17 protein-coding genes are annotated in these 22,116 nt (G+C 64.4%); 9 read left to right on the top strand and 8 right to left on the bottom strand.

What is annotated here, in order from left to right; all coding sequences use genetic code 11:
- The first annotated feature begins 12 nt into the window (after positions 1-12).
- Together glnE and B058_RS0110785 are read left to right on the top strand one after the other, a co-directional pair.
- Complete coding sequence (gene glnE / locus B058_RS0110790) at positions 13-2,706, top strand: bifunctional [glutamate--ammonia ligase]-adenylyl-L-tyrosine phosphorylase/[glutamate--ammonia-ligase] adenylyltransferase (RefSeq protein WP_026240847.1); 2,694 nt, start codon at positions 13-15, stop codon at positions 2,704-2,706.
- A gap of 45 nt (positions 2,707-2,751) precedes the next feature.
- Positions 2,752-3,225, top strand: coding sequence for a MarR family winged helix-turn-helix transcriptional regulator (locus B058_RS0110785; RefSeq protein ID WP_018508498.1), 474 nt, complete (start codon positions 2,752-2,754; stop codon positions 3,223-3,225).
- Between the two features lie 8 nt (positions 3,226-3,233).
- On the opposite strand, the gene B058_RS0110780 is transcribed toward B058_RS0110785, so the two are convergent.
- The gene (locus tag B058_RS0110780) at positions 3,234-5,876 is read right to left on the bottom strand and encodes a cation-translocating P-type ATPase (protein WP_018508497.1); all 2,643 of its coding nucleotides are present in this window, start codon (positions 5,874-5,876) and stop codon (positions 3,234-3,236) included.
- Positions 5,866-6,429, bottom strand: coding sequence for a hypothetical protein (locus B058_RS0110775; protein WP_018508496.1), 564 nt, complete (start codon positions 6,427-6,429; stop codon positions 5,866-5,868). The genes B058_RS0110780 and B058_RS0110775 overlap by 11 nt, the downstream gene beginning before the upstream one ends.
- A 433-nt stretch (positions 6,430-6,862) precedes the next feature.
- On the opposite strand from B058_RS0110775, the gene B058_RS16865 reads away from it, so the two are divergent.
- Positions 6,863-7,678, top strand: coding sequence for a universal stress protein (locus B058_RS16865; RefSeq protein ID WP_018508495.1), 816 nt, complete (start codon positions 6,863-6,865; stop codon positions 7,676-7,678).
- 28 nt (positions 7,679-7,706) lie between these two features.
- Here B058_RS16865 and B058_RS0110765 read toward each other — a convergent pair whose 3' ends face one another.
- The 5 genes from B058_RS0110765 to B058_RS18040 form a co-directional block, all read right to left on the bottom strand.
- The gene (locus B058_RS0110765; protein WP_018508494.1) at positions 7,707-8,621 is read right to left on the bottom strand and encodes a mechanosensitive ion channel family protein; all 915 of its coding nucleotides are present in this window, start codon (positions 8,619-8,621) and stop codon (positions 7,707-7,709) included.
- A gap of 5 nt (positions 8,622-8,626) precedes the next feature.
- Positions 8,627-11,014, bottom strand: coding sequence for a sucrose synthase (locus tag B058_RS0110760; protein ID WP_018508493.1), 2,388 nt, complete (start codon positions 11,012-11,014; stop codon positions 8,627-8,629).
- Complete coding sequence (locus B058_RS0110755) at positions 11,011-13,173, bottom strand: HAD-IIB family hydrolase (protein WP_018508492.1); 2,163 nt, start codon at positions 13,171-13,173, stop codon at positions 11,011-11,013. Before B058_RS0110755 ends, B058_RS0110760 begins: the two co-directional genes overlap by 4 nt.
- Positions 13,166-14,131 carry a carbohydrate kinase family protein gene (locus B058_RS0110750; RefSeq protein WP_051082100.1) on the bottom strand — a complete coding sequence of 322 codons (966 nt, stop codon included), beginning with the start codon at positions 14,129-14,131 and terminating at the stop codon, positions 13,166-13,168. Before B058_RS0110750 ends, B058_RS0110755 begins: the two co-directional genes overlap by 8 nt.
- A gap of 72 nt (positions 14,132-14,203) precedes the next feature.
- Positions 14,204-14,341: a hypothetical protein gene (locus B058_RS18040; RefSeq protein ID WP_018508490.1), complete on the bottom strand. Its 138-nt coding sequence runs from the start codon at positions 14,339-14,341 to the stop codon at positions 14,204-14,206.
- Between the two features lie 288 nt (positions 14,342-14,629).
- Here B058_RS18040 and B058_RS0110740 point away from each other — a divergent pair, with 288 nt between their 5' ends.
- The 6 genes from B058_RS0110740 (at position 14,630) to B058_RS0110715 (ending at position 20,842) form a co-directional block, all read left to right on the top strand.
- Positions 14,630-15,856, top strand: a complete 1,227-nt coding sequence (locus B058_RS0110740) for a cation:proton antiporter (protein WP_018508489.1) — start codon at positions 14,630-14,632, stop codon at positions 15,854-15,856.
- Positions 15,857-15,863: 7 nt separating this feature from the next.
- Complete coding sequence (locus tag B058_RS0110735) at positions 15,864-17,027, top strand: hypothetical protein (RefSeq protein WP_018508488.1); 1,164 nt, start codon at positions 15,864-15,866, stop codon at positions 17,025-17,027.
- 91 nt (positions 17,028-17,118) lie between these two features.
- Positions 17,119-18,456, top strand: a complete 1,338-nt coding sequence (locus B058_RS0110730) for an NfeD family protein (protein WP_018508487.1) — start codon at positions 17,119-17,121, stop codon at positions 18,454-18,456.
- Positions 18,449-19,207 carry a slipin family protein gene (locus B058_RS0110725; RefSeq protein ID WP_018508486.1) on the top strand — a complete coding sequence of 253 codons (759 nt, stop codon included), beginning with the start codon at positions 18,449-18,451 and terminating at the stop codon, positions 19,205-19,207. Before B058_RS0110730 ends, B058_RS0110725 begins: the two co-directional genes overlap by 8 nt.
- Positions 19,208-19,358: 151 nt before the next feature.
- Positions 19,359-20,027 (top strand): Bax inhibitor-1/YccA family protein, encoded by a 669-nt coding sequence (locus B058_RS0110720; RefSeq protein ID WP_018508485.1) that lies wholly within the window; start codon positions 19,359-19,361, stop codon positions 20,025-20,027.
- A gap of 35 nt (positions 20,028-20,062) precedes the next feature.
- The gene (locus B058_RS0110715; protein WP_018508484.1) at positions 20,063-20,842 is read left to right on the top strand and encodes a TatD family hydrolase; all 780 of its coding nucleotides are present in this window, start codon (positions 20,063-20,065) and stop codon (positions 20,840-20,842) included.
- On the opposite strand, the gene B058_RS0110710 is transcribed toward B058_RS0110715, so the two are convergent.
- Entirely contained in the window at positions 20,839-21,939 is a 1,101-nt protein-coding gene (locus B058_RS0110710) for a GGDEF domain-containing protein (protein ID WP_018508483.1), read from the bottom strand. The two genes, B058_RS0110715 and B058_RS0110710, sit on opposite strands and share 4 nt — an antisense overlap.
- Positions 21,940-22,116 lie beyond the last annotated feature (177 nt).

Below are 22,116 nucleotides of genomic sequence, written 5' to 3'. Positions count from 1 at the left end.
CTAATCCAAGCCATGAGCCATCCCGCACTTGAACGCGTTGCCCGCTGTTCACGTTATGGCCGTCGCCTGATGACGGCGCAACCGAACCTGGCAGAAACCGCGGCCGGCCAGCTGGGCCAGGCCTTCGGCCGGGCGGCCATGCAGGCCTTTCTCGCCGAGCCCGCCTGTACCGACGAGGCCGCCCTGCACCAGCGCGTGCGGCAATTGCGCCAGCGGGTATGGCTGATCGTCACCGCGCGCGATCTGGCGGGTCAAGCCGATCTGGCCGAGGTGATGGCCACCTACAGTACGCTGGCCGAGGTTTGCATTGCCGCCGCGCTCAACTTCCATCACGCCGAACTGGCCGCGCGCCACGGCGAGCCGCGCGACGAAAACGGTTCGCCACAGCGGATGGTCGTGGTCGGCATGGGCAAGCTCGGCGGCGGCGAACTCAACGTGTCGTCGGACATCGACCTCATCTACCTCTATCCCGAGGAAGGCGAGACGGCGGCCGACGATCCGTCCGCCTCGATCCGTCCGCTTTCCAACCACGAATTCTTCATCCGCCTGGGGCGCAAGCTCGCCGCTGCGCTGGGGGAGAACACCGCTGACGGCTACGTCTTCCGCGTCGACCTGCGGCTGCGCCCGTGGGGTGAATCCGGCCCCTTCGCGATGGGGTACGCGATGCTGGAGGACTATCTGGTCGCGCAGGGACGGCCGTGGGAACGCTACGCCTGGATCAAGGCGCGTCCGCTCACCGGGACCCGACACGGCGAACTGATGCAGATCGTGCGCCCCTTCGTGTTCCGCAAATATCTCGATTTCGGCGCCTTCGCCGCGATCCGCGACCTGCACGTGCAGATCCGCCGCGAAGTCGCGCGCCGCGAGATGGCGCACAACGTCAAGCTGGGGCCAGGCGGCATCCGCGAGATCGAATTCACCGCGCAGGTGTTCCAGCTCATCCGCGGCGGCCAGATCGCCGCCCTGCAGCAGCAACCGACATTGGTGGTGCTGGACGCGCTGGTGAAAACCGGCCTCATGACTGCCGACGCGCAGCAGGAACTCGCCGCCGCCTACGATTTCCTGCGCCGGCTGGAACACCGCATCCAGTACCTGGACGACGCGCAGACCCAGCTGTTGCCGGACGACGCCGAATCGCAGGCGATGCTCGCCGAAGCGATGGGTTTTGTCGATTACGCAGCCCTGCTGACAGCGCTCGACCGCCATCGGAATAAAGTCACGCGCCATTTCGAGCAGGTGTTCGCCGCGCCGCAGACCGACCAGAACAGCCATCCACTGACCGCCGTGTGCTGTGGAACCGCAGACGCCGACGCCACCCAGGCGCTGCTGGAAAACGCCGGCTATGACGACCCGCCGCGCGTACTGGCGACGCTCGACGCCTTGCGTCAGCATGGCGCACGCCTCCCCGAATCGACGCAGCTCCGGCTCAACGCACTGCTGCCGCCTGCGCTCGAAGTCATCGGCGGCCAGACCGACCCGGCGGTCACGCTGGAGCGCTTCGCCGCGCTCATCCAGTCCGTTTCCCGGCGCGCCACCTATCTCGCGCTGCTGGCCGAATATCCCGCAGCGCTGCGCCAACTGGTACGCCTGCTGGCGGCAAGCCCATGGGCCGCGCAGATGATCACACGGCAGCCGCAACTGCTGGACGAACTGATCGCGCCGCAACACCTGATGAGTACGCCCGACTGGACGCAGCTCGCCGCCCAGCTGCACGAGGAACTGGATGCCCACCCTGGCGACACCGAGGCGCAGATGGATGCGCTGCGCCGCTTCAAGCAGGTGCAGACGCTGCACTTGCTTGCGCAGGATGTGGCGGGACGGTTGACGCTGGAAGCCCTGTCCGACCACCTCTCCTATCTTGCCGACACACTGTTGAACGAAACCCTGGCACGCTGCTGGGCCGGCCTGAAGACGCGCCACCGCGACACGCCGCGCTTCGCCATCGTCGGCTACGGCAAGCTCGGCGGCAAGGAACTCGGCTACGCCTCCGACCTCGACCTGGTGTTCCTCTATGACGACGCCGACGAACGCGCGCAGGAAATCTACGCGCGGCTGGCGCAACGCATCAACACCTGGCTCGGCACGCTCACTTCGACCGGGATGCTGTATGAAACCGACCTGCGCCTGCGCCCGGACGGCGCCTCCGGCCTGCTGGTCAGCTCGACCGAGGCCTTCCGCGACTACCAGTTGCACCACGCCTGGGTGTGGGAACACCAGGCGCTGACGCGCGCCCGTTTCGTGTGCGGCGACGCGGCGATCGGCGCAAGCTTCGAGGCCCTGCGCCGCGAAGTGCTGAGCGCCCCGCGCGATGCCGCCAAACTGCGCGAGGACGTGCTGTCCATGCGCGAGAAAATGCGCGCCGGCCACGTCAACGACACCGACCTGTTCGACCTCAAGCACGACCGCGGCGGCATCGTCGACGTCGAATTCTGCGTGCAGTATCTGGTGCTGCGGCATTGCGCCGGCCACCCCGAGCTCGCCGACAACGTCGGCAATATCGCGTTGCTGCAGCGTGCGGGAACGGCCGGCCTGCTCCCCTCCGACCTTGCCCAGGCCGCCGCCGACGCCTACCGTGAATTGCGCCGCCAGCAGCATGTGATCAAGCTCAGCGGGGCGGAATACGCCCGCGTGCCGCCCCAGGCACTGGAAAGCGTACGCAATGCGGTCAACGCCTTATGGACGCAGGTCATGGATACGGCCGCCTGACATTCCTGCCATGATTATCATTTTTCCGTACCCGGAGATCGTATCTTGAACCCCAACGCCCTCGCCGCCAGGGAAGCCCTGCGCCAGTTCCGCGTGATTTTCGGCGCCGTGCGCCAGCATTTCCAGGCGGTTGAAAAAGCCTGCGGCGTCAGCGGAGCACAGATATGGGCCATGGCCGCGCTGCGCCAGACGCCCGGCATGAAGGTGTCCGAACTGGCGCAGACCTTGTCGATCCATGCTTCTACTGCCAGCAATCTGCTCGACAAGATCGAGAAATCAGGATTGATCCGGCGCGAACGCAATAGTGTGGACCAGCGCGTAGTGCGCCTGTATCTCACCGATGCCGGGGAAAAAGCGCTGGGGAAGGCGCCGCAGCCGCTGACCGGCATCCTGACGCACGCCCTGGGACAGTTGCCGGATGAAGCCTTGTCCCGCCTCAATCAGGATCTGGCAACGCTGATCGCGCACATGGGCGAAGTCAACACGCAATACGCGCAAAAGCCCTTGTCGGAACTCTGAGCCCTGGATTACGGGCTGACGTACAACCAGCCACGCCGCACCAGCGCCTTCTCGATCTCCACTCCGACGAACACCACCGATGACAGGGCCAGGCACGCGGCCAGCTCGCCCAGGCCCAGCGGCTCGGTCTTGAAGATGGGATTGAGCCAGGGCACATAGAGCACGGCCATCTGCAGGGCGAGCGTCAGCAGCAGGGCACCGGTCAGCGCCGCGTTGGACAGGACGCCTTGGGTAAACAGCGATTCGCGCTCGGACCGGATCGCCAGCACATGGCCCAACTGCGACAGCGTGAGCACGGTGAACACCATGCTCTGCCAGTGCGCCGTGCCGACATGGATCGCCCACGCCTGTGTCAGCAGCGACACACCGCCCATCAGCAGGCCCACCCACAGGATGTGCTGCCACATGCCATGCGCGAAGATGCTTTCCTTCGGCGGGCGCGGCGGCCGTTGCATGACGTTGCGCTCGGCGCGCTCGTTGGCGAGCGCCAGCCCCGGCAGGCCGTCGGTGACGAGGTTGATCCACAGGATGTGGATCGGCAGCAGCGGAATCGGCAGGCCGAGGAAGGGCGCGAGGAAGATGGTCCAGATCTCGCCCGAGTTGCTCGTCATGGTGTATTTGACGAACTTGCGGATGTTGTCGAAGATGCGACGCCCTTCGCTCACCGCATGGACGATGGTGGCGAAGTTGTCGTCCAGCAGCGTCATGTGGGCCGCCTCGCGCGCCACGTCGGTGCCGCCCTTGCCCATGGCGACGCCGATGTCGGCCTGCTTGAGCGCCGGTGCGTCATTGACGCCATCGCCGGTCATGGCGACGAACTCGCCCTTGTCCTGCAACGCCTGCACGATCTTGATCTTCTGTTCCGGATTGATGCGCGCGTAGACCCGCACCGATTCCACCTCGCGCTCGAATTCCGCCAGCGACAACTGCGCCAGCTTGCTGCCGGTGAGCACCTTGCCACCGTCGCCGACGATGCCGAGCCTGCTTGCAATGGCGCGTGCGGTGGCCGGATGGTCGCCGGTGATCATCACCGGGATGATGCCCGCGGCCTTGCAGGCGGCCACCGCATCGGCCGCTTCCGGTCGCGGCGGGTCGATCAGGCCGGCCAGTCCGATGAAAGTGAGATCGGTTTCCAGCGTGGCCGCGTCGAGCGCATCCGGCACGCGCGGCAGCCGTTTCAGGGCGAAGGCCAGTACGCGCAGGCCCTGCGCAGCCAGTTGTTCGGCTTCGTTGTGCAGCGCGATCCGATCAAGGGCCGTCGTTCCGTTTCCGCCCAGCTGATCGCCGCACAGCGCCAGCACGCGCTCGGGCGCGCCCTTCACCAGCATGAGTACGGTATCGCCCTCGCGATGCAGCGTGCTCATGCGCGCGCGCTCGGAATCGAAGGGAAGCTCGGCCAGTCGCGGCCAGGTTCTCTGCAACTCGCCAGGGTTGAATCCAGCCGCCTGCGCGGCTTCGAGCAGCGCTGTCTCGGTGGGGTCGCCGCTCAGCTTTCCGTCGGCATCGTCCACGGCATCGTTGCACAGGGCCATCGCAAGGCCCAGTTCGCGCCAGGGTGCAGCGTCGTCACCTAGCAGGCCAGGACGGGTTTCATCGGCGGCCCATATGCAATCGACCTGCATACGGTTCTGCGTCAGCGTGCCGGTCTTGTCGGAGCAGATGTAGGTGACCGAGCCGAGCGTCTCCACCGCGGGAAGCCGGCGGATCAGCGCGTTCTGCCGGACCATGCGCGCCGCCCCCAGCGCGAGCGAAATGGTGACCACAGCCGGCAGCGCCTCCGGAATGGCGGCAACCGCCAGGCTGACGGCTGTGAGCAGCATCGTCAGCGGCGCTTCGCCGCGCAGCCAGCCGGCCACGAAGATGATGGCGCAGATCGCCAGCACCACCCATGCCAGATGCTGGCCGAAACGTGCCAGGCGTTTTTGCAGCGGCGTCTTGCCGGATTCGCCAGACAACAACGCGGCGATTTTCCCCAGTTCGGTCTGCATGCCGGTGGCCACCACCAGACCGCGGGCGCGGCCGTAGGTGGCGATCGTGCCCTTGTACCCCAGATTGAGGCGATCGCCGAGCGGCAGCCCGGTTTCATGCAGCGGTACGAGTCGTTTGTCGACCGGCTGCGACTCGCCGGTGAGCGCGGACTCGTCGACCTTGAACGAGGCCAATTCGGTCAGGCGCAGGTCGGCAGGCAGGATGTTGCCGGCCTCCAGTTCCACCAGATCGCCGGGCACCAGTTCCGTCGCATCAATCAGCGCAGGGCGCCCATCGCGGATCACGCGAGCCTGCGGACTGGCCATTTTCTTCAGCGCTGCCATGGCACGTTCGGCGCGGTATTCCTGGACGAAGCCGATGATGCCGTTGAGGAACACGATGACTACGATAGCGATAGCATCCTGCGGCTCGCCGATGACGCCGGCGATGACCGCGGCGGCAATCAGCACCAAAATCATGAAATCGGTGAACTGCGACGCCAGCATGGCAAGCGGATGGCGGCGGCCGGTCTCGTGCAGGGTGTTGGGGCCTACCAGGCCAAGCCGCGATGCGGCGGCTTCGGGAGTCAATCCTGTGTCAAGGTCGCTGTCGAGATGTGCGGCGACAGCCTTGCTGTCGAGGCAATGCCAGTGCCGGACCGGTTTGCTGCGATCAGTCGCCATGCAAATAGAGGAAGAGCGTGTTCAACAGATAAATGGCCAGCAACAGCAGGCTGATCCAGCTGACCGCGTGGAACACGCGCGAGGCGGGCCGCAACACCAGCCCGACCCCGGCCAGTCCGCTCACCATCATGGCGGAGAAGGCCGAGGCGGCGTGGGTGAGGGATACATCGGCCAGCAGCGAGCCTGGCAGGCAGGCCAGATCGATCGCACCGATGCGTAACGCAGCGACCGCGACCACGACCTCGGGCGCGGAGGTGATGACCGCAACGAACAGCGTCCCCACGAAACGCTGTTCCCAGGCCATGGCCGCAGCCAGATCCTTCGCGATGAACGGCAGCCAGATGCCTGCTGCCACCGCCGCAACCGAAGACAGGCCGGTCACCAGTTTCGGCAGCGAAGTGACCGTGGCCAGCTGGGTCAGGCCCACCCAGCCGCGGCTGAGCCCGCTCTGCTCGGCGATGATGTCGCCATAGCGCGAAAGCCAGACGCCCGCCACGTCGATCACGGCGAGACAGGCGAACAGCGAAGCCCAGATGAATGCGATTTTCTGCATAGCGTTTTTGATGCAGCCTCGAGTCTGGCGACACCTCGAAACGAATACTCCGATTGCCTAGCGGTAACGGGCCGTGGCAATACCGGATATCCCGTGCCGCAACATACCTGCTACCGAATCGGCAGGACATAGGACGCTTACAGCCGAAGGGTAACATGCAGGTTACCTGCCATCGTCGATACATCGGGCATCGCCCGACACACCGCGCAATATGGGCTACCATTGCCGGAAGCGAAGGAAGGATTCACGCTTGCGGAACGGCTTGCCTCGAAGATCATACGACCGGCCCCGATACCTTGCTTGCACGGCCTGCATTGCTTCCATCACAAACCGTTTCCTACCAAGGAGTCGCCATGACCCAGGCCCGTACCCTGCTGGCCCCACCGACTTTTCCGCCCCCGCACGCCATGCGCTGGAACGTGCCGCACAGCTTGTGCAAACGCATCCCGGTGCCGGTCTCATCCTCGCGCATATCGTCAACGGATCGGCGCTCGACGCGCTGCGCCGAATGCTGCCCGGCGAAGCCGTCACCCTCGAAACGCAGCTGTTCGCCCAGGCGGGGAAAACCCTGGACGAACTGGCAACCCATCTGGCGGCGCACCCTGCCTGCAGCATCGACACCGTCGTGGCACAGGGTTCCGCGCCCGCCGCCCTGGTCGACCTCGTCGAGACGCGCCAGGCCGACCTGCTGGTGATGGGCGCACGGGGCACACATTTCGTGGTGGAGATGCTGCTCGGCTCCACTACCGAACGCGTCCTGCGCAAATCCCGCCACCCGTTGCTGGCAGTCAAGCGGCGCCCGCTGGCGCCTTATCGGCGCATCCTTGCGCCTGTCGATTTTTCCGATCACGCTGCCGCTGCCATCCATGTCGCCCACGCCTGGCTGCCCGACGCCGACATCGTGCTGCTGCATGCGTTCGAGGCGGAATGGGAGAGCACATTCCAGTTCGCCGGAATCGATGACCAGCAGATTCATGAATACCGGATTCAGGCGCGCGACACCGCGCAGAAAGCGATGGAGGCTTTCATCGGTACGCTGCGGGTGCCAGCCCGGCAGCTGACACGTCAATTCGTGCACGGCACCGCCACGCTACGCATTCTGGAACACGAGCAGACGATGGATGCCGACCTGATCGTGATGGGCAAACATGGGCAATCGGTGATGGAGGAACTGCTGCTCGGCAATGTCACCAAACACGTGCTGGCGCATTCCAGCAGCGACGTGCTGATTGCAGGCCATACCGGCTAGGCAAAACCACACGGCGGCCCGTTTCGCCTCAGGACGTTGCCTCCGACACTTCCTGCAGCAGACGCAGCGGCGGCGCACTGCCGTCCTTGTTCTGTCCGGCATACACGGTGAGATGCGGGAAAGGAATCTCGACACCCGCAGCGTCGAACGCCTTTTTCAGCCGGTACAGGAATTCGCGCCGCACGCCCCACTGCTCCAGCGGCATCACCTTGAAGCGGCAGCGGATCACGACGGCCGAATCCCCCCATTGGTCGACACCGGCAATTTCAAGGTCGTCGACAATCTTGCCGCCCAGTATCGGATCGGCGCGCAAGCCGGCCGCCACCTTGCGCATCAGGTCATAAACCTCGTCGACATTCTCGCGGTAGGCGACGCCGACGTCGATAACGGCATAGGCGAACCCGCGGCTGCGGTTGGTCACGGTATCGACGTGGCCATTCGGGATGTAGTGCACGCTGCCCTCGTAATCGCGCAGGCGGATGTAGCGCAGGGTCATCTCCTCGACCAGCCCGCCCTTGCCGGCCACTTCCACCACGTCGCCCTGGCGTATCTGGTTTTCCAGCAGCAGGAACAGGCCGGTGAAATAATCCTTGACCAGGCTTTGCGCGCCAAAGCCGATGGCGATGCCCAGCACGCCGGCGGCGGCCAGGATGGGCGCGATCGAGATGCCGACCTCGCTCAGGACCAGCATGGCGGCGACCAGGGTGACGACCACCAGGATGATGTAGCGAAACACCTGCTCCAGCGTATTGAGCCGCTTGATCCGCTCGGGGTCGTCGACATCGTGCTGCATGTGCCGTCGCAACCGCGCCACGGCCTTGCGCGCAACGCACAAGACCAGCCATGACAGCCCCAGGATAAGGAGGACATGCAGGGCGGTCACGACCAGTTCGCGCCATTCCCCGAGATAGCCTACTGCCGTACTCAGATAATCCGTGGGCATGAAATTCAGTTCTTTCCTACTGCGCGCGCCAACGGCCGAAACTGCAGATGGCGGAACAGTTGCAGATAGCGGCTGACTTCCCCGCGTTCCAGATTGCTGACGAATTTCCAGAAACCGTAGATGCGCGACAGCGTCATCATGCGTTCGGCGTACAACTGCCAGGTGTAGCGGGCGGCCACGCGCGCCAGGGAACCGGTTGAAATACGCTGCCAGCGCGTCGGATCGGCCGCACATTGCTGCAGAAAATCGGCGATCGCCTCCGCAGCGGCCGCGCCCTCGTTGGGGTCGATATGGAAACCCGACACGCCGTGCTGGATGATCTCGAGCGGCCCGCCGTAGCGCGTGGCGAATACTGGCAGGCCGGAGGCCATCGCCTCGATCAGGGTGAGGCCGAAGGCTTCGAACAATGCGGGCTGGACGAATACGCCGCGCCGGTCGGCGACATGGCGATAGAGTTCGCCAGCCAGGTTCTTGTCGAGGCGGGTGCCCAGCCAGCGCATCCGGCCATCCAGCCGGTACTGGTCCATCAGCGCATGCATGCGCGCGATCTCGGCCTTCTCCTCCTCGTCGGTCGAGGCTGCCGCATCGATGTAGCCGCCGACCACCACCAGATTGGCGGCTTCGGCCAGGCGCTCGCAGGCGCCGAACCACTCGGTCAGCCCGGTCAGGTTCTTGATGCGATCGAGCCGCGCCATGGTGAAGATCAGGGGCTTGTCGGGGTCGGCGAACTGGCCACGATACGGCACCCCGGGGTCGGATGCATAGAGCAGGCGCTCGATCTCGGGCATCAGCGAATGCAGGCGCCGCGACGTGTCGGTGTAAGGGAAATAGATGTCGGCATCGGCACCCGGCGACACGATGTTGAACTTGGGATCAAACAGGTCGATGCCGTTGACCACGCGGTACAGCCCCGGCAGGGTATACGCGCGATAGCTTTCGTACTGCCCGATGCTGTGCGCCGTGCCGGCAATTTCCTGGTAGGTGCTGGTGATGATGAAGTCGGCGTGATTCATGCCGATCAGGTCCGCCGTGTACTGGCAGGCAAAGTGATAGGCCGCGTCGTTGGCTTCCCAGTACAGCGCCGAGTGCAGGTACTTGGTCTGTTCCAGCGCATGGGCGATATTGCATTGGGTCACGCCGAGGCGCTCCGACAGCAGGCTGGCGACCAGGTTGCCGTCGGAGTAGTTGCCGATGATGAGATCCGGGCGTCCGCCGAGCTGCGCGAGCGCTTCGCGTTCGACATGGATCGAAAAGGCTTCCAGGTACGGCCAGATTTCGAAGCGCGACACCCATTGCCGCACGATCTCGCCGTTGGGATGATGGAACGGTACCCGCACGATCCAGGCATGGTCCGTGCCCTGGATCTTTTCCAGCGGCATGTTGCAGGTGGTGCCGTCCGATTCGGGAATCAGACGGGTCACGACGACGATCTTCGGATCGACCTGCACGCCCTGGATCGCCATGCGGTCGCGCATCTCGTGTTCGAGCGCGCGCACCTGGTCGAGGATGTAGACCACCTGGCCGCCGGTGTCGGGGCGTCCCAGCACGTTGTCCTGGCCAAAGTAGCCATGCGGCGACAGGATCAGCAGACGCGAGATCATCGGGATGCGCGCCAGAAATGCTTCCAGCGCGGTGGGCGATGGGGCCTCCAGAATGTCGACCAGCAGGCCCATGGTTTCGCTCGTCCGCGCCGCCGTGGCGCCCCAGCCCGGTTCGAATCCCAGACGGCCGAGCACGGCCGCCAGATCGGTCCACGGCGTGTCGGGGTCGCGCGCTTCGAGCTGTTGCAAGGCAGCACGCAAGGCAGCACGCAAGGCAGCCACGTCGCCGAGGTGGGGCGCCAGCATCAGCTGCTGGCCGTCGATCGAGTGCATGCGCAGGAAATTCAGCATCCGGGCGTGCCCCACTTCGGGCCGGGTGAACATCGCGCTCGCCAGATGCCGGTTGAGATGCAGCACGCCCTGCCCGATCGAACGCGTTTCCTGCAGCCGCGGCACATGGCGGCCAAAGGGTTCAAAATCGATTTCCAGCACGCTGTCGCCGTCGTTCGGCGGTTTCACGAACAGTTCCTTGGACGCGAGGAATTCGCTCACCGACACGCTTTCCGGCACCAGCTGTTCCTGATGCATGCGCAGGTAACGCCAGCGCCCGGCCCCTTCGCGCAAGGCAAAATAGGCCCAGGGATGCTGGAACACGCCTTCCTGGAAATGGCGCACGGCCTGTTGCAGCGGCGTGCCGTCGAGCGAACTGGCGGATTCCGTCGCCAGGGTGTCGAGCACGTGGCACAGGTCGCTTTGCAGCAGCAGGACGCGGTTCTCGGCAAAGCAGCGGCGCAGGAAGGCATCCACCGGATCGCGGTGATCCGTCGTCCAGGTTTTCAATGCGTCGATCATGCCGCCTCCTGCTGTAAAGTCGGCGCCGGGTTGCAGGCAAACCCGTAATGCGCCATGCCTTCGAGAATGCCGGATGCACTGGGCGTTTCGGCGAAATAGATCTGTTCCAGCCCGCGCAGCTTTTCCAGTTCGGAACTGTGGTTGGACACCACCACGGCCTGCGTGTCCCCGACCAGCATTTCCAGATCGTTGCCGGAGTCGCCCGCCACCAGGAAGGCGCGCAGCGGCAATCCCCATTTATAGGCCAGATAGCGGATAGCCTGCCCCTTGGATGCGCGGACCGGCAACACGTCGAGGAAGACGTCGTGCGAATGGATCAGGTTGGCATGCAGCCCTGCCTGGCGTAGCAGCGCCTTGAGTTCGCGCAATGTCGGTGCCGTGTCCGGGTCGGCGTTGAAGCTCAGTTTGAAATCGCTTTGCTGATCGTCGGATTGCAGTGTCAGCCCAGGCAGGCCCGTGAACAGCGAAGCCACGGCATCGCGCCGCCACAGATGCTGGATGTGGCGGCGCCAGCCGCTATCGGGGCGGATCTCGGGACCGTAATGGATTTCGCTGCCGACCGCGGTGATCAGCACATCGGGCAGCGGGACACGCGACTGCCGCAATACCTCGACCGCGCTCGACAGGTGACGCCCGGTCGCCACGCCGAAACCAAAGCCGCGCGGCTGTGTGCGGAGTATGCGAATCAGGGCGTCGAGGCCGGCACGGTCGCCCAGCAATGTGTTATCGATGTCGCTCACCAGCATGCGCCGCACGTAGGGCATGAGCCGGGCCGACGGACGGTGAACTGCGCGTTCGCGCCGCACCTGTTTGCGGCTGCGGCGGATCACCCGGTCGACCGCCTTGAGGTATTTCTCGACATGGGCATCCCAGGTGTAGTGACGGGCCACGCCGCTGATGCCACGCCGCGCATAGCGCTGCCAGGTACGGGTATCCGACACCATTTCGAGCAGGCCGCGCGCGATGTCCGTACTGTCGAGGGGATCGACCAGCACGCCGTTTTCGCAATGCGCAATGATGTCGGACGGGCCGCCGTCTCGGGTGGCGACCACCGGCAGGCCACTCGCTGCCGCTTCGATCAGGGTCAGGCCGAAGGGCTCGGTCAACGCCGGGTTGACGAACACACCCCGGCGTTGTGCCGCCAACCGGTAAAGCGCGGGGATATCGTCCGGCTGATGCCGCTTGGGCAACGCCACGCAGCCCCAAAGATCGTAGCGGTCGACGTCGAGCAGCAAATCCTGCAACACGTCCGCCTGGGCCTCGTCCAGGCTGCGGATGTCGTCACGGTTGCCGGCCACGATGGCGAGATTGGCACGGGCGCGCAACTCGGGCGATTCGCCATAAGCCGCTACCAGCCGCTGCAGGTTCTTGCGCATTTCGGGCCGGCAGATGGCGAGGATGAGCGGTTTCTTCGGCTGCGTGAAGAAACGGTCGACCAGCGCCGGCACATGCGAGGGAATCGGCTCGCGGCCGGGCGGTGCGAAACGCGACGTATCGGTGCCGGGCGGAATCACTGCCATCCGTGCCGGCTGGTGGTTTTCATACAACCCATACTGCTCGCCGCTTTCCTGCGTAGTACTGGTGACCACCAGGGCGGCGTGTTCGAGCACCTCCTCTTCCGCAGTGATGCGGCGGCTGAAGTTGAACTGACGGTCGATCGCTTGCGCCTTGCGGCCATGGTCGAGCAGGCGCTGGCGCTTGCAGCGCCCGAGCGAGTGTCCGGTATGCACCAGCGGGACGCCCAGCAACTGCGACAGATGCACGCCGACGTAGCCGGCGTCGGCGTAATGGCTGTGGATGACGTCGGGCAGTCGCGGTTGCTGGCGCAGATAGCTGAGGGTGCGGTCGACGAGCTGATCGAGGTGGTTCCACAGGCTTTCCTTGCGCAGATAGCGTCTCGGGCCGCAGGGCAGTCGCACCAGCCGCGCACGCTCTCCCAGAGCTTCATCCGGCGTGGCATAGTCCGGCGACACCGCAGCATCGTCGACCAGGCGCGTGACCACGTCGACCTGTTCGATCCGGGGATGGCGCCCCAGCGCCCGCGCCAGCTCGATCACGTACAGGGTCTGGCCGCCGGTATCGGCGTCGCGCCCCAGTTCCAGGTCATGCCCGCGCATCAACCCATGCACGCTCAGCATCAGGACATACAGATCACGCACGCATCACCTCCGTTTGAATTTTCCAGTCGCGTATGAACGGACGGTAGAAATCCTGCGAGGCCGGCACCGCGCCACGTATGCCGCACAAGGCGCGGGCGAAGGCATCGGCGCGCGCCAGCTGGTCGGCCAGTGACCAACCCCGCAGCATGCCCAACATGAGCACGGCGGAAAATCCATCACCCGCCCCGACGGTGTCGACGATCTGATCCAGCGGCATCCCGTCCACCGATTCGATGCGCCCGGCCGCGTCGAGCGTCCAAGCGCCCGCCGAACCGCGCGTCACCACCACCCGCTGCAGGTCGAAGCCCGACAGCAGTACGGCGGCCCGGGCCTGCGGCGTGGCGCCGTCGAGCGCGAAGAGATCGCCGATGCGATCCAACTCGTCCTCGTTGAGTTTGGCCACACGGGCGTGCTGCAGCGACCAGCGCAAGATATCGGCGTCTACCCAGGGATCGCGCAGATTGACGTCCAGAAATGCGCACGCGTCCACCGTGTCGAGCAATTCGCGCAACGCGCGACGCGAATCGCCTCGCTGCGATAGTGTGCCGAAGTAGACCATCTGCGGATGTAAGGACAGTCCTACCATCCGTGCCGGACGGGCATGGATGTGGTCGTAGGCCTGGTCGGACAGAATGTCGAACGCATGGCCGCGAGCAGTTTCGGTCACCTTGACGCGTCCGGTCGGACGCGATGGATCGCGCTGCACGCCGCGCAGATCGAGGCCGCGTTCGCTCATCGCCTGCAACAGCTGGTCGCCCAGCGCGTCCTTGCCGGCTCGCGTCACCAGAACCGGATGCGCGCCCAGCGCGCCGAGATGACACGCCACGTTGAATGGCGCGCCGCCCAGCACGTTTCGGTCGCGAAACTGGTCGACCAGGGTTTCGCCAAAGGCAATCACAGTCTGGTTGTCCGACTGGACCGCGGCGTGGGGCGCAATCGCATCATTCGGCGTCGTCATGTTGAACACCCATATAAAACATATTGCACAATAGTTTTTGTTGGCGCTCACGCCAACCGGAGACTCTTCAGGCTAGATCGTGTAATCCAGTTTGAAAAGCAAGACCGTATCGCCCAAGGTGGTGGACGTGAACAGGCGGCCTGCCACCACAATTTTCCAGTCGTGTTTCAACGTATTCTTTTCCCAGGCCAAATCGATGAATTCAGCCATATCGGCAGAGAACACTCGAACCGGATAACTGCAAGGAAGATCGGGGGCGCGGCTGTCGGCAAACCGGGCTGGGCTGCAGGATGATGCGCGTGTCGCCTGACGCCCGTGGCCAGAAACCGGGCAGCAGGCAACTGTCTTTTTATATTTCCACAAAATTATTTACATGTGCAAGCCCAATTCACCCTTCACCTGCCATGCACGTTAAGATAAATGTGCTGCGCGTCGCCCTGCGTCCCCACAACAACAAACCTGGCGCCAGTTGTAACCCTTAGCCGACAGGATATCCCCATGGAACTCCACCAATTCTTCCTATATCTCGCCGTCATCCTGATCGCCGCGCGGCTGTTTTCCGAGATCGCAGGACGCCACGGCATCCCGTCGGTGATCGGAGAACTGCTGGCCGGTCTGTTGATTGGTCCATCGCTGCTGGGCTGGATCTCGCCCGACGACACCATGAAGCTGTTGGCAGAGATCGGCATCATCCTGTTGCTGTTCGAGGTCGGCATGGATACCGACCTGTTCCGCCTGGCCAAGTCCGGCATCAAGCCCATCGTGGTGGCGATCATCGGCTTCGTCCTGCCCTTCGCGCTCGGCTATGCCGTCTGCCGCTGGGGCTTCGGTCTCGACAATCTGGTGGCACTCTTCATCGGCGGCACCCTTACCGCAACCAGCATCGGCATTACCGTGCGGGTGCTCGACGACCTCGGCAAACGCCATTCGGACGAGGCGCAGATCGTCATCGGTGCGGCGGTGCTGGACGATATTCTCGGCGTGCTGGCGCTGGCCTTCCTCTACCAGTTCGCGGTGCAGCAGGAAGTCTCGCTCGCCGCCACCGGCACCGTCGCGCTCTACATCGTGCTGTTCATGCTGCTCTCTCCGCTGGTCGCCAAGCTGGCGGGCGGCCTCATCGACCACTACGACCGGTGCGCCGCCACGCCGGGACTACTCATCACCATGGCGCTGGCGCTGATCCTGCTGTTTTCCTGGCTGGCACACGCGGTCGGCGCGCCGCTCATCATGGGCGGCTTCGCCGCGGGCATCGCGCTGTCGCAACACTTCCGTTTCGACGTGATGAGCCGCTTCGGCCTGCCCGCGCTCGACCGCTGGTTCACCCCCAGCCCGCAACTGGCTCACCGGCTGGAAGAACAGATGCGGCCGCTGATCCACACCTTCGCCCCGCTGTTTTTCGTGATGGTCGGCGTATCGCTCAACCTCAACACGGTGGACTGGAGCTCGCCCCGCGTCTGGCAACTGGGCGGCGCGCTGATCGTAGTGGCGTTCCTCGGCAAGCTTGCCGCCGGGTTCTTCATCCGCGAATCGCGCTTTCGCCAGATCGCCATCGGCCTGGCCATGATCCCGCGCGGCGAAGTCGGCCTGATCTTCGCGCAACTGGGCCTGAACCAGGGCATCCTCGACGCCGAGACCTACGCCGCCCTGCTGATCGTCATCGCGCTCACCACCGTCGCCCCGCCCTTCCTCCTGAAGGCTTATTATTCCCGCCCTGCCCGTATCTGACCTTGCCATGCCGCTGCTGAACATTCCCGTCGAATTCTTCCTGTTCGCCTTCACCCTGCTGGGGGTGGCAATCTTTCACACGCGCAACCTCGAGGTCGCAGTGGCCGGCCTCGTCGCCATCACGCTCTACAAGGGGCTGGTGGCGCAGGACATGGACCTGATCGCCCACTTCCTGCACGAGGAAAGGCTGGTGCTGAACCTGCTGGGGCTGCTGCTGGGCTTCGCCATCCTGGCACGGCATTTCGAGCTGTCCCGGGTGCCGGACTGGCTGCCGCGCTTCCTGCCGGACGACTGGAAGGGCGGCTTCGTGCTGCTGGTGCTCGTGGCGGTCATTTCTACCTTCCTCGACAACATCGCAGCGGCCATCATCGGCGGCGTGGTGGCGGGGCATGTCTACAAGCACAAGGTCAGCGTCGGCTATCTGGCGGGCATCGTCGCCGCCAGCAACGCCGGCGGCGCCGGCTCAGTAGTCGGCGACACCACTACGACCATGATGTGGATCGCGGGCGTGCCGGCGATCCATGTGGCGGACGCCTTCATCGCGTCCATCGTGGCCGTGACCTTCTCAGGTATCGTCGCGGCCAAGGCGCAGCAGCGCTACCACCCCGTCATGAAGAATCCGCCCACGGACCTGCAGCTGGACTGGGGCCAGCTGGTGATCGTCGCGCTCATCATCGGCGGTGCGATCGCCGCCAATATCGGGCTGGATTTCCCTGCCGCCGGCGTGTGGGCGGCGATCGTACTTGGCGGCTTCATCCGCCCGACGCCCTGGGGCGAAGTAAGCAAGTCGGTGAAGGGTGCGCTGTTCCTGATTGCGCTGGTGTTGTCTGCCAGCCTGATGCCGGTGAAGGCGCTACCGCTGCCGTCGGCGCACACGACCTTCGGCCTCGGCTTCGTCTCCGCCGTATTCGACAATATTCCGCTCACCGCGCTGGCCCTGTACCAGGGCGGCTATGACTGGGGGCTGCTGGCCTTCGCGGTCGGCTTCGGCGGCTCCATGATCTGGTTCGGATCCAGCGCGGGCGTAGCGATGTCGAATCTGTATCCCGAGGCAAAAAACACGCTCACCTGGCTGCGCGAGGGCTGGCATGTGCCCGTGGCCTATGTGCTGGGATTTGCCGCGCTGTATCTCCTACTGGGCTGGCATCCCGACGCGGTTCCCGTGACATAGCCCGTAATAAATCCTACCCGCCTCTTCAATCCGCGGCTGTGCGACGCCGGCCCGCACCAACGACTTTCAGGATTACGTCTACAGTGGGGTGATGAACCCGCTTCACACTCTGATGCGCTTCGCGCTGTGTATATTTCTAGTTCTGCTGCCTTTTACCGCCAATGCCACCAGCGTGCAGGTGTTGACGATACAGGGTGCGATCAGCCCGGCCAGCGCGGACTACCTGGTGCGCGGCCTGGACAAGGCGATCAAAGACCAGGTTCAACTGGTCGTGATCGAACTGGACACGCCGGGCGGGCTGGACACCTCGATGCGCGACATCATCAAGGCCATCCTCGCCTCGCCGGTGCCCGTGGCTACCTATGTCTCGCCCCAGGGGGCACGCGCCGCCAGCGCAGGCACCTATATCCTCTATGCCAGCCACATCGCGGCGATGGCGCCCGGCACCAACCTGGGTGCCGCGACCCCGCTCGAGCTGGCGCCGGCCGGCAACGAACCCGCCACATCCGACAAACCCGGCGCACCGCCGGGCGATGCCAGGATGCGCAAGGTGGTGCATGATGCCGCGGCCTACATCCGCAGCCTCGCCGAGTTGCGCGGGCGCAATGCCGAGTGGGCCGAGCGCGCCGTGCGCGAAGCGGTCAGCCTGTCTGCGTCGGAAGCGCTGAAGCTGAAGGTAGTCGACGTGGTGGCAACGGATCTGGACGACCTGCTGCGGCAACTAAACGGACGCAGCATCAAGCTGAACGACCGGACAGTCACCCTAGACACCATGCACGCCACGATCGAGCGCGTCATGCCCGACTGGCGCAGCCGCCTGCTGGCCGTGATCGGCGACCCCGGTATTGCCTACATCCTGATGCTGCTCGGCATCTACGGGCTGATCTACGAATTCGCCAGCCCCGGCATGCTGTTCCCCGGCGTGGTCGGCGGCATCTGTCTGCTGCTCGGGCTGTTTGCAATGCAGGTCATGCCGATCAGCTATGCGGGGCTGGCGCTGATGCTGCTGGGCATCGTGCTGATGATTTCGGAGGCGTTCGTGCCCAGCTTCGGCGCACTCGGACTGGGCGGCATCGCTGCCTTCATCATTGGTTCGGTCATGCTGATCGACACCGACCTGCCCGGTTATGGACTGCCATGGATGCTGATCGTTCCGGTGGCGGGGGCCAGCGCACTGTTCAGCTTCTTCGTGGCAAGCCTGGCTCTGCGCGCGCGCCGGCGACCGGTGGTGACCGGCGCCGAGGAACTGGTAGGCGCGACGGGGGTCGCCCTGGAGGACTTCGAACACGAAGGCTGGGCGCGCATACACAGCGAGCGCTGGCGTGTACGCAGCAAGACCCCCATCCCGCGCGGCAGCACGATTCGGGTGCGCGCACGCCACGACCTGGTACTCGATGTCGAACCCTGGCAAGGAGAAGAGCATGTTTGAAATCAGCGGCCTCACCCTCGTAATTGCCGTCGTAGTGCTGTTGATCGCCAGCCTGCGCATCCTGCGCGAATACGAGCGCGGCGTGGTGTTCATGCTTGGGCGCTTCTGGAAGGTAAAAGGGCCGGGGCTGGTGGTCATCCTCCCCGGCATCCAGCAGATGGTGCGGGTGGACCTGCGCACCGTCGTGTTCGACGTGCCCAGCCAGGACGTGATCTCGCGCGACAACGTCTCGGTCAAGGTCAATGCGGTGGTGTATTTCCGCGTCATCGATCCGGCCAGGGCCATTCTGCAAGTGGAGGATTTCCTCAACGCCACCAGCCAACTGGCGCAGACCACGCTGCGCGCGGTGCTGGGCAAGCACGAGCTCGACGAGATGCTGGCCGAGCGCGAACGCCTCAACCAGGATCTCCAGCAGCTGCTGGACGCTCAGACCGACGCCTGGGGCATCAAGGTGTCCAACGTCGAGATCAAGCATGTCGACATCGACGAGTCGATGGTGCGCGCGATCGCCAAGCAGGCCGAGGCCGAGCGCGAGCGGCGCGCCAAGGTGATCCATGCCGAAGGCGAATTGCAGGCCTCGGAAAAGCTGCTGGCCGCCGCCGAGATCCTCGCCGGCAAGCCGCAGGCGATGCAGCTGCGTTATCTTCAGACGCTCGCCAACATCGCCGGCGACAGGACCAATACCATCGTCTTCCCGATGCCGGTCGAGTTGATGAATCTGCTTCAACGCCCTGCGAAACCGGGCGAATGACGCCTTTTGAAGCCCTGCCCGCTCGCATATGGGTGGTCACCCGTCCCGCATCGCGGTATGCTGCACCCAAGTCCCGGCCGTCCATGGGAACTCGTACCGCCTGATCGACTCAGAGTGAGTACATTGTTTCGAAATACGTAGAGGAGCTTAGATGAACCCGCAAGTCACTACCCTGGATCGCAGCCAGTCTGCTGCAGTATCGGCCACCAGCAAGGTCGTCAAGAACACCTACATGCTGCTGGCGATGACGCTGGCGTTTTCCGCGGCAACCGCAGGCGCGGCGATGGCGCTGAACCTGCCGCATCCCGGCATCATCCTCACGTTGGTCGGCTACTACGGCCTGCTGTTCCTCACCACCAAGTTCCGCGACAGCGGACTCGGCATCGCCTTCGTGTTCGGCCTTACCGGCTTCATGGGTTACACGCTCGGCCCCATCCTCAGCGCCTATCTGGCCATGCCGAACGGCGCGCAGGTCGTGATGATGGCGATGGGCGGCACCGCGGCGATCTTCCTTGCCCTGTCAGCCTACGTGATGACCACCCGCAAGGACTTCAGCTTCATGGGCGGCTTCCTCATGGTCGGCATCCTGGTTGCCTTCCTCGCCGGCCTGGGGGCGATCTTCTTCCACCTGCCCGGTCTGTCGCTGGCGGTATCCGCAATGTTCGTGCTGCTGATGTCCGGTCTCATCCTGTACGAGACCAGCAACATCATCCATGGCGGCGAAACCAACTACATCATGGCAACCGTCACGCTGTTCGTCGCCATCTTCAACCTCTTCACCAGCCTGCTGAGCCTGCTGGGCTTCGCCAACAACGACTGAACGTGAACGGCTTCGCAAAAACGGCACCTGTTACGGTGCCGTTTTTCATTGACACCCATTGCCATCTCGATGCGGCCGAATTCGACGCCGATCGCGACGCCGAGTATGCGCGCGCCGTTGCTGCCGGGGTCGGCATCCAGGTCGTTCCGGCCGTCAGCCGCGACAACTTCGCCGCGGTGGACGCCGTCAGCGCGCGCTATCCTGGCTGCCTGCCGGCATGGGGGCTGCATCCCATGTACATCGGCGTCCACCGCCCGGAACACCTGGCCGATCTGCGTACGCAAATCGAGGCGCGGCGCCCGGTGGCAATCGGCGAAATCGGGCTCGATTTATTTGTCAGGGGCCTCGACTATGCGACGCAGGAGTTCTTCTATATCGAACAGCTGAAAATCGCACGTGACTACGACCTGCCCGTGCTGCTGCACTGCCGCAAGGCCAACGACGAACTGCTGAAGCACTTGCGCAGGATCAAAGTACGCGGCGGCATCGCACACGCCTTCAATGGCAGCCCGCAGCAGGCGGACGAATTCATCAAGCTGGGGTTCAAGCTCGGCTTCGGCGGCGCCTTCACCTGGCCTCGCGCCAACAACCTGCGGCGACTGGCGGTCAACCTGCCGCTCGACGCCATCGTGCTGGAAACCGACAGTCCCGACATCCCGCCGGCATGGATCGGACGCGGACGCAATGCGCCTGGCGAGCTGCCGCGCATCGCGCAAACCCTGGCCGAACTGCGCGGGCTGGATATCGAGACGGTAGCCCGAGCCACCACCCGCAACGCGCGGACGCTCTTCGGCCTGGAGGAAGACCCGGTTTAGGCCCGCCGGGCAGCCAGCCTGATTTCGCTCGACAGCGTAGTCAGCACGATCTGGTTCTTGCCGTCCTTCTTGGCCGCATACATATTGAGGTCGGCCTCGTGAAGGATCCGTTCGGCGCCCAGGCGATCCGCATCCAGGCCGCTCGCCACCACCATCCCGACGGAGGCGGTCACATGGACCGGATTGCCGTCGACCGTCTCGATGGAGGCGATGGATTGCCGGATTCTCTCCGCGACCCTGCGGGCCCGCTTGCCGGAATCATGGACCCGCAGCAGTACGACGAATTCATCCCCGCCCAGGCGGGCCAGAACGTCCTCGCCCCGCAGCACGGCGTTCGCGCAGTTGGCCGCTTCCTTGAGCAGCATGTCGCCCTGCGCATGCCCGAGCCTGTCGTTGACCTGCTTGAACCCGTCCAGATCGAAGTAGAGCACGGCGATGGCCGAGCCCGTACGCCGGGCGTGGGCGCTTGCCTTCTCGAATTCATCGAACAGTGCTGCACGGTTGGGCAAGCCGGTCAGGCCATCCTTCAGGGCCATCCTCTCCATGTGATCGGCGTATTGGGCAAGCCTGGCCTGGCCGTCGTGAAAACCGCGGATCAGACTCGCCACATAGGCCGGGATCGCCGCATTGAGCAATACCAGGCTGATGATCCAGATGGGGCGCTGGCTCCAGTAGTCCGACACCACGCTCAGGACGATCAGGCCGGTGGTGGCGAGAGTGGCGGACAAGGCCATCCATTTCACGCCGAAGCGGATTCCGTTGCCCAGGGATATCCAGAGATTCAAGAAGACGATGACCGTCCCCAGTTCCCGGGTAAGCAACATTCCGATGAAGCAGCCCAGCTGGTCCATCACGATCGCCGCGACCCGGCGCTGGGGATAGATGCCTGGATAGCGTTTCACGTGGGCCCAATGCGCCAGCGCGAAGGCGTAGAACACGCACAAGCCTGCCAAGCCGGTATTGGCCTCAGTACTGCGTGCCTGCATATACCAGAACAGGTACCAGCCGATCAGGATGGGGAGCGCGACGAATACCCGGATGTGGCATTGCGCCAATTCGAGGTGGGCGGATGGTGAAGCGTCGTCGACCTTATTCATACCGGCGGGCCTGGGTATGCCTTGGGCCCGTTGTAGCCCAAACAATCGGTTGTTCGTCTGGCCGGAACATCATCTGGAAAGCGTCACGCGCATATGCAGTTCATATTGAGACAACGGTATCGGTCCGGGACACGCAAACTTTAAGTGACGGGCCCGGCGCTGGCCAGGGTGTTTCCT

The sequence above is a fragment of the Thiobacillus thioparus DSM 505 genome, assembly GCF_000373385.1.
Taxonomy (GTDB): Bacteria; Pseudomonadota; Gammaproteobacteria; order Burkholderiales; family Thiobacillaceae; genus Thiobacillus; species Thiobacillus thioparus.
Note: the sequence above shows the minus strand (reverse complement) of the source record. Positions and strands in the feature narration are given on the sequence as shown.

Bases quoted from the DNA above. Each gene is read 5' to 3' on its own strand.
- B058_RS0110710 (WP_018508483.1), bottom strand. From the start codon at position 21,939: ATGAATAAGGTCGACGACGCTTCACCATCCGCCCACCTCGAATTGGCG.
- glnE (WP_026240847.1), top strand. From the start codon at position 13: ATGAGCCATCCCGCACTTGAACGCGTTGCCCGCTGTTCACGTTATGGC.
- B058_RS0110765 (WP_018508494.1), bottom strand. From the start codon at position 8,621: ATGCCCACGGATTATCTGAGTACGGCAGTAGGCTATCTCGGGGAATGG.
- B058_RS0110760 (WP_018508493.1), bottom strand. From the start codon at position 11,014: ATGATCGACGCATTGAAAACCTGGACGACGGATCACCGCGATCCGGTG.
- B058_RS0110775 (WP_018508496.1), bottom strand. From the start codon at position 6,429: ATGCAGAAAATCGCATTCATCTGGGCTTCGCTGTTCGCCTGTCTCGCC.
- B058_RS0110735 (WP_018508488.1), top strand. From the start codon at position 15,864: ATGCCGCTGCTGAACATTCCCGTCGAATTCTTCCTGTTCGCCTTCACC.
- B058_RS0110780 (WP_018508497.1), bottom strand. From the start codon at position 5,876: ATGGCGACTGATCGCAGCAAACCGGTCCGGCACTGGCATTGCCTCGAC.
- B058_RS18040 (WP_018508490.1), bottom strand. From the start codon at position 14,341: ATGGCTGAATTCATCGATTTGGCCTGGGAAAAGAATACGTTGAAACAC.
- B058_RS0110730 (WP_018508487.1), top strand. From the start codon at position 17,119: ATGAACCCGCTTCACACTCTGATGCGCTTCGCGCTGTGTATATTTCTA.
- B058_RS0110725 (WP_018508486.1), top strand. From the start codon at position 18,449: ATGTTTGAAATCAGCGGCCTCACCCTCGTAATTGCCGTCGTAGTGCTG.
- B058_RS0110750 (WP_051082100.1), bottom strand. From the start codon at position 14,131: ATGACGACGCCGAATGATGCGATTGCGCCCCACGCCGCGGTCCAGTCG.
- B058_RS0110740 (WP_018508489.1), top strand. From the start codon at position 14,630: ATGGAACTCCACCAATTCTTCCTATATCTCGCCGTCATCCTGATCGCC.
- B058_RS0110720 (WP_018508485.1), top strand. From the start codon at position 19,359: ATGAACCCGCAAGTCACTACCCTGGATCGCAGCCAGTCTGCTGCAGTA.